Origin of the sequence: Sphingomonas sp. Leaf37 (genome assembly GCF_920939475.1) — a bacterium.
Classification (GTDB): Bacteria; Pseudomonadota; Alphaproteobacteria; order Sphingomonadales; family Sphingomonadaceae; genus Sphingomonas.
Window position 1 is genome coordinate 36,093 of the sequence record NZ_CAKLAX010000008.1, and the last position, 7,283, is coordinate 43,375.

8 protein-coding genes and 1 riboswitch are annotated in these 7,283 nt (G+C 61.1%); of the genes, 4 read left to right on the forward strand and 4 right to left on the reverse strand.

Going from position 1 to position 7,283, the window contains the following annotated elements:
• Nucleotides 1-19 precede the first annotated feature (19 nt).
• The 4 genes from LRA87_RS18220 to LRA87_RS18235 are packed head-to-tail and all read right to left on the reverse strand — an operon-like array spanning nucleotide 20 to nucleotide 3,104.
• Nucleotides 20-790, reverse strand: a complete 771-nt coding sequence (locus tag LRA87_RS18220) for an anti-sigma factor family protein (RefSeq protein WP_052075881.1) — start codon at nucleotides 788-790, stop codon at nucleotides 20-22.
• Nucleotides 787-1,296 (reverse strand): RNA polymerase sigma factor, encoded by a 510-nt coding sequence (locus tag LRA87_RS18225; protein WP_041394245.1) that lies wholly within the window; start codon nucleotides 1,294-1,296, stop codon nucleotides 787-789. The genes LRA87_RS18220 and LRA87_RS18225 overlap by 4 nt, the downstream gene beginning before the upstream one ends.
• A 1-nt stretch (nucleotide 1,297) precedes the next feature.
• Complete coding sequence (locus LRA87_RS18230) at nucleotides 1,298-2,737, reverse strand: YncE family protein (RefSeq protein WP_041394247.1); 1,440 nt, start codon at nucleotides 2,735-2,737, stop codon at nucleotides 1,298-1,300.
• Between the two features lies 1 nt (nucleotide 2,738).
• On the reverse strand, nucleotides 2,739-3,104 hold the full coding sequence (locus tag LRA87_RS18235) for a DUF305 domain-containing protein (protein ID WP_229668351.1): 366 nt from the start codon (nucleotides 3,102-3,104) through the stop codon (nucleotides 2,739-2,741).
• Between the two features lie 167 nt (nucleotides 3,105-3,271).
• Nucleotides 3,272-3,348, forward strand: a riboswitch (Fluoride riboswitch).
• Nucleotides 3,349-3,371: 23 nt separating this feature from the next.
• Here LRA87_RS18235 and LRA87_RS18240 point away from each other — a divergent pair.
• From LRA87_RS18240 to LRA87_RS18255, 4 genes are all read left to right on the forward strand, one after another.
• Entirely contained in the window at nucleotides 3,372-4,730 is a 1,359-nt protein-coding gene (locus LRA87_RS18240) for a voltage-gated chloride channel family protein (RefSeq protein ID WP_041394249.1), read from the forward strand.
• A 25-nt stretch (nucleotides 4,731-4,755) separates the two neighbouring features.
• The gene (locus LRA87_RS18245) at nucleotides 4,756-5,139 is read left to right on the forward strand and encodes a DUF190 domain-containing protein (RefSeq protein WP_055756328.1); all 384 of its coding nucleotides are present in this window, start codon (nucleotides 4,756-4,758) and stop codon (nucleotides 5,137-5,139) included.
• 142 nt (nucleotides 5,140-5,281) lie between these two features.
• On the forward strand, nucleotides 5,282-5,860 hold the full coding sequence (locus LRA87_RS18250) for a recombinase family protein (protein WP_230782533.1): 579 nt from the start codon (nucleotides 5,282-5,284) through the stop codon (nucleotides 5,858-5,860).
• A 275-nt stretch (nucleotides 5,861-6,135) separates the two neighbouring features.
• Nucleotides 6,136-7,041 carry a PIN domain-containing protein gene (locus LRA87_RS18255; RefSeq protein WP_268934886.1) on the forward strand — a complete coding sequence of 302 codons (906 nt, stop codon included), beginning with the start codon at nucleotides 6,136-6,138 and terminating at the stop codon, nucleotides 7,039-7,041.
• Nucleotides 7,042-7,283 lie beyond the last annotated feature (242 nt).

Here is a 7,283-nt window from a genome sequence, read left to right on the forward strand (position 1 = left end):
GAGAACCGGCCACGCGCTATCAGGACACAAGCGCCGCATCGGCCTGGCGCCGGACCTCGTTGGCGATCGGATGCAGCTCGGCAGCGGGGCGCTCCCCCACCACACTATAGCCGATCCCGTCGACCGCCCATGTGACCCGGCCCATGGTCCCGCTGGACGTGCTGGTCATGCTTGCGCTCTTGTCGATTTGCATGGGCCTCGTCAGCACCGCGAGCTTCGACGCTTGCGGTCCATCATAGAGGAGCAGCGCCGCAGGGCCGTGGGGCGTCGCGACCAATCGCCCCCCGCCATAGCGGTAACCCGCTGTGCTAAGGTCCGGGATGGTCACGCGCTCACCCAATCGGCTGGAGGTCCACCGGATCAGCATGGCGCGCTGGTCGGGGCCGATTTCCGCCGGTCGGATCCGGTCGGCGGCATAGACACGGAAATTGTCGCTCGCCTCATTGGCCAGCGCCGCGATGCCCGCGTGGGGTTCGCCGCTCCACCGCGCGCTCGACCAACCACCGCCAAATCCGACCGCCAGCAGAAGCGACGCGGCGATGGCGAGTTGCCAAGGCGGTTGGCGTTGCCGTCCCCTGATGGCTGCGACGCGCATCGTCGCCGGGATCGGTTCCTCCGCGATGGGAGCGAACAGGGACGCAAGGGCTCGCGCCTGCTCCGCCTGCTCCCGCAAACGGGCATGCACGTCCGGCTGGCCTTCAAGGTAAGCGTCGACCAGACGCTGCCGCTCGGGCGACAGCCTGCCATCGATCCACGCGGCCAGATCGTCTTCTCCGATCGGGCTGGTCATCGAATACTCCTTAATCGTGGCCGTTCATCCTCCTGGAGGAGCGTCGCCAGACGGTCGCGCCCCCGCGATATGCGCGACATCACCGTTCCCAGCGGCACGCCGACGACGGCAGCGACTTCCCCATATGACAGACCTTCGACGGAAATGAGGAGCAGCACCGTCCGCTGCTCCTCGGGCAACGCATCAAGTGCGCGCAACAGGTCTCGGTGGTGCAGGCCTGCGTCCTGATCGGCCGGGTGGCCGAGCGCAGCGTCGTCCACGAGGTGGAGCGGAACCGCCGTACCTCGCCGGCTATGCTGCCGCTGATGGTCGACCAACAGATTGTGCAGGATCGCATAGATCCAGGGGCGAACCTCCGTCCCGCGTCGTTGCCGCCAGCGCCCGACCGCGCGCTCAAGGCAATCCTGCACCACGTCATCCGCCATCGCCCGATCGCGCAACCACGACCGGGCATAACGGCGCAGACCGGGGACCAGGGGCTCGATCGCGGCGGCAAGCGGGTCCATCTCAGTCGCGCTGCACCTGCACGATGCGGCCCGGTGCGCCATTCACTACCTCGGCGACCGCCAGAAAGCGCCGGGGGGCCGCTGCACTGCCCTGAACGATCTGCCGGATCGGACCCGATGCGTTGACGATCGCCGCACCTGCCGGATTGCTCATGAAGTTCGCAAGCGGCTCTACCGCACCGCTGCCGTCCGCGTTGGCGGTGAGCACGAGCATATAAGGCTTCTTGGGCTGCAAACCGGTAACGGCACTCTGCACGACCTGAATGATGCCCTGGTCGAAGAGGGTAATGCTGCTTGCCGCACCATTGCCTCCAACTGGCCCCATGTTCAGATGCACCGCCTTGCCTGCCGTACCGAGCGGTTGGAGATTGTCGGTGCCGGGGCCTGTCGGAATAGCGTTCGGCACATAGGCGATCGCCTGCGGTGCCTGTCCGACCGGCACGGTGGCAACGACCTTGTTGCCGGCGGTGTCGATCGCGGCAAGTTCATCGGCATTCTCCAGCCCGACATAGATGCGCCGGCCGTCGCCCGATGGCCAGACGCCGTGCGGCATCTTGCCGACCGGGATGGTAGCGACAAGCGCGAAGTCGGACGTGCGGAACACCTTCACCGCGTTTTCCCCGCCCACCGTGACATAGGCGAACTGTCCCCTGACCGTGCGGGCGAAGTTGACGTGATTGGTGATCGGTCCGGTATCCAGCACCTTGAGGATCGCGAAAGGCGGCCTGGCATCGAATGCGACCGTCTTGCCGATGTCCTTCAGCGTGAACCACACCTGCTTGCCGTCCGGCGTCGCGGCGATGTTGGGACAGAACGGACTCGGCTGCGCCACCTGTCCGACCTGCGCGTGGGTCGAGACATCGAACACGGCCAGCACCGGATTGAACGAGGAACAGACATAGCCGTATCGGCCATCGGGAGAGAAGATCGTCATGCCCGGACCACCGGGCGTCTTGATGCGACCGGTCTCCTTGTACGTCGTGGGGTCGAGCACGGCGATGTAATCCTCGCCGCGTACCGTAACCCACACCTCCTTGCCGTCCGGCGTGAAGAACGCCTCATGCGGGCTGCGCCCGACATAGGTCGTGTGCTTGACGGTGTTGGTGGCGGTGTCGATCCACGACACGGCGTTGGATCCGATCGACACGACCGCCAGTGTTTTCCCGTCCGGCGAGAAGCCGAGGCCGTGAACCAGCACCTGCCCCTTGTAGAGCGGGGAAAAATTCATCGGCTGCGGATCGCCGAGCTTGATGACGCCGAGCAACCTGTTGTCGGCCGGGTCCGTCACCGACACCGTGTTGGAGAATTGTTCGGATGCATAGACGCGGTCGCGGTGGCTGACAGGCACGTCCTTGGCGTTCCACGGCGCCTGCTGGGCCATGGCAATGCCCGGTGCGGCGCTCATCAGCAAGGCGGCCGAGCGCAGGAAGGTCGGGATCATGTCAGTGCTCCATATGGCTGTGGTGGTCGCCGCCCTGCGTCGGGGCTGGCGTCGAAGGGGGTAGCGGCTGACCGATCGCCAACTTCATGGCGGCGATCTCCTGCTGCTGATCGATGATGATCTCCTGCGCAATGCGCTTGAGCTGCTCGTTATGGCCGTAGCGCAGCTCTGCCACCGCCATATCAATGGCGCCCTGGTGATGCGGAAGCATCATTGCGACGAAGTCGCGGTCGACGTCGCCGGACGGCTTGACCATCATGCCCGCCATCATCCGGTCCATCGCGGCAGATACCATGCTGGCGTAGCCATCGGCGGGGGCGGCCGCGACTGCGCCGGTGAGCATGGCCGAAGCAGTCAGACCCAGCATCCAATTTCGTCTACGCATAAGCCTCCGGCGCATCAGTCTCGAAAGCGTAGACGACGCCCGTCGGGGTTTATTCCATGGGTGCAGTCATTTTATCGATCTTCACCAAGACATATGGTCCCTTCGCAACCCTGCGGTTGGTTGACCAGGTCGCCGTCGGACATCATATGCTCGGGCACGGCGATGGATTTCCGCCGGGCCATTCGGCCGAACCGCCCTCGCAAGGGCCGATGATTCCTACCAAGCGCCGCAAGGCAGCAAGGAGGAATCGTGCGCGCGACATTTCGCAATCTCTACGACCAGTTCAACATGGCAGCGTTCATTCGCGATCGCCGCACCCATGCCATGTCGGTGCTGCGGTGGGCTTTGATCCTGGTCCCGATGGCCGCAACGGTGGGAACGCTCTGCGCGGCCTTCTTGTGGAGCCTCGATGCCGTGACCCGGCTTCGCTTTGCCTTTCCCTGGCTGCTCTACCTGCTGCCGATCGGCGGGTTCATGGTCGGACTGCTCTACCATCTGACAGGGCGCTCGGTCGAAGGCGGTAACAACCTCATCGTCGAGCAAATCCATGAACCGGGGGGCGGTGTGCCGCTGCGCATGGCCCCGCTCATCTTCTTCGGCACGGTCGTGACGCACCTGTTCGGGGGATCGGCGGGGCGTGAAGGCACCGCCGTGCAATTGGGCGGCAGCCTTTCCAGCGGCTTCGGCCGCGCACTCAAGCTGGATGCGGAAGCGACACGCATCCTGCTGATGACCGGAATCGCGGCGGGCTTTGGCGCGGTCTTCGGGACGCCGATCGCGGGCGCGGTCTTCGCGCTGGAGGTCCTGGCGATCGGCCGGGTCGAGTATCGTGCGCTAGTACCATGCTTGGTCGCGGCACTGGTGGGTGACTGGACCTGTCTTTCCTGGGGCATTCATCACGGCGCCTACCATGTCGATGCGATGGTGCCGGTCGACGCGTCGCTCGTCTCAAAAGCCAGCCTCGCGGGCGTCGTATTCGGATTGGTCGGGCTGGCCTTTGCAGAGGCCAACCATGCGCTCGGCGGATGGCTGAAGCGCGTGATACCCTATGGCCCACTACGACCCGTTATCGGTGGTTTGGCCGTGATCGCGCTGGTCTGGCTATTTGGCACGCAAGATTATCTCGGCCTAGGCACGCTGGCGGCAACGCCGGGTGGCCTGACCATTGCCAGCTTCTTCGGCTCCAATACGTACCCGTGGAGCTGGGCGCTGAAGCTGCTTTTCACCGTCGTCACCCTAAGTGCCGGCTTCAAAGGCGGGGAGGTGACCCCGCTGTTCTTCATCGGCGCGGCGCTCGGCAATGCGCTCGCGCCCGTATTTGGAGTGCCGACGGGGGTGTTCGCGGCGATCGGCTTCGTCGCGCTGTTCGCGGGTGCAGCCAACACGCCGCTTGCCTGCACCTTCATGGGGATCGAATTGTTTGGCGCGACCTATGCCGTGCCGATCGCAGTCGCGTGCTTCGTCGCCTACCTCTGCTCAGGCCACAACGGCATCTACCTGTCGCAGCGCGTCGCTGTACCAAAGGTACCTGCCGCACACCTCACACCCGACGCGACCCTGCGCGATGCCCGCACGCACCGCGCTTCTCGCCGGCGCACGCGCGCCTGATCCTGTTTCCTGTCGAAAGCCCGTCATGCCCAACCGTTTCACTGTCCATCACCGCGAAGTCGGGATGCTGCGCATCTATCTAAAACCGTCCGACAAGATCGGCCCGCGTCGCTTCTGGGGGGCAAAGCCGCTCTATCGTGAGCTGATTCGCACCGCGAAGGCGGACTGCATCATCAACGCCGTCGCGCAAAATACCCATTACGGCTTCAGCAATCACGAATCGATCCGGGAGAACGGCTCGGAAATTGCCGATCCGCATCTGACGATCTGTGTCGAACTGGTCGGCGATCACGATCAGCTCGACCTTTTCTGTCGCCGGCATGGAGATCTGCTCGGCGACAAGGTGATCGTCTACAAACGACTGGAGCATTGGACTATCACGCGCAAAACTGAGCTAACCAGAGCCTGATTGGCGTTCCCGTAAAGGAACGTCTGGCGGGAACCTCGCCGCCTCGATCGCGCTGACGGACGCCTGTGGGTTTCGCTTTCCCAAAATCTGTTCCCGATTTAAGATTCCCGAAATCGCCAATTTCGATGGGAAAACGGGAAAGATGCTGATTGGCTATGCGCGAGTTTCGACGGCCGATCAGGACTTGGCACTGCAAACCGACGCCCTGAACAAAGCCGGGTGCGAAAAGCTGTTCACCGATAAGGCAAGCGGCGCGAAGGCCGATCGACCGGGGCTGGCCGAAGCCCTGCGCTTTGCGCGTGCCGGCGATTGCATAGTCGTCTGGAAGCTCGACCGGCTCGGCCGCTCGATCCAGGGCCTTATCACGCTGGCTGCGGACCTCTCGGCACGGAAGATCGACTTCCGATCGCTCACGGACGGTTTCGACACGTCCACGGCCTCGGGGCGGCTCCTGTTCCATATCCTCGCCTCCGTGGCTGAGATGGAGCGCGAGTTGATAAAGGAGCGGACAATCGCCGGGTTGGCAGCGGCACGGAAGAAGGGCGGTATCGGAAGCGGTCGAAAATCGGCGCTGACGCCTGACAAGCTGGATACCGCACGCAAGCTGCTCGCGGCGGGAGATAAGCCCGCCAAGGTCGCGAGACTGCTCCAAATCGGCCTCTCGACCTTCTACCGTCACTTTCCTGCGAGCGAGAGGGCCGACGAAGCGGACGCAGGGTGACATTTACCGCTGACAGCCGCGTGCCAATTAGCGCTGATATCTACATTTTCAGCCGGTGCTAGCGGTGTGCATCAAACGGCCATTTTTCGCACGCTCCGTCAATCGCGAAAGCGGTTTGACTCGGGTATCCGCATATGGTCGCCGCCACTCGTGACACAGCCAGTCGGATGCCCGGTCGAAAGCGTTCACGACGACGATCCGTTAAATGTTCTTCTCGACGGGAAAGCGGGGCAAGCTAAACCAGCCGTCTAGCCAATCGACTGCGGATCGCTGACTTGCCTACGAAACAGAAGTCCCTCGTCCTCGACACGAACGTCTTACTTGCTCACCCAGAGCTTTTGGAAAGCAAGCTGGAGGGTGTCGAATTCATTGTTCCGCAAACGGTCGTAGATGAGCTGCGCTACGCATCGGTTAAACAGCCACGTTTTGAGATACTCGCATCTGCAATCGAGACCAGCGGCAACGTTGTATTGGTACATGGAACGACCAAAAACCTTCCTAAAAGCTTCGGTCAAGGAAAAATGGACTTTAATGACGTTCTTACCATAGGCGCTGTCTTTGATGCTATGACCTCTGGGAAGGATGTTACTTTTGTCTCTAATGATCGCAAATTAACGGAAATTGTGAATCGGGCTGGGGCTTCAGCCGCTGACTCCAGTATCCTCATTGAATATCCAAAGTCTTCCGGTGAACTTCGATCCCCTGCAGCATCCGAATACATTAGCGAGAAGACCAACGCACGAAACCAATTTATTAGTCTTGCCTTTGTCGCCGGTATAGCTGTCACACTCTTTGTCCAGAATGTGTCCTTGATCGTCGGATGGATACAGTCTGCATGGCGGCAATATCCATATATCGTGGCCATAGTTCCTATTTTGTTTGCCGTACTCGCTCACGCTGGCAAAAGGCTAAATCAGTTCCTGTATGGAATATTAGAGGTTCTCATTGGATGCCTAGCCTGCTACACTACTTCTGTATTCGTGTCTACCGCAAGTATACGTCCCGAAGGGCTAACAGTATTTCTTACGTTTGCAAGCGCAGCATTCATTGTTATCCGGGGATTAGGGAACATGAATGACGGACTTGGTCTTCTTCTTGAATATCCTAAAGCTACGGCACGACTTCGTTGGTTACTCGATCCAGCCCGGGCATATTTGAATGCAAGCAAACGTACGCCTTAAGCATCAATACAAGCTAGCCTTCATCTGTTATCTTAGAGGTATACGGACATAGCACTATATTTTTGTAATTAGGTGCTAGCCTCGGGCTCTGCGCTTCTAATAGGACGTTTTGTATCGTGAAGGTACGACGCCTCTGGCGTGAGTTTTCCTTCACATGTGAGCTGGAGGCGTTGCTTGGTGAAGGCAATCAGCATGACGATGAGAATAGACTGGTGGTGGCCCTCGTAGTCTCCTCACGCCTG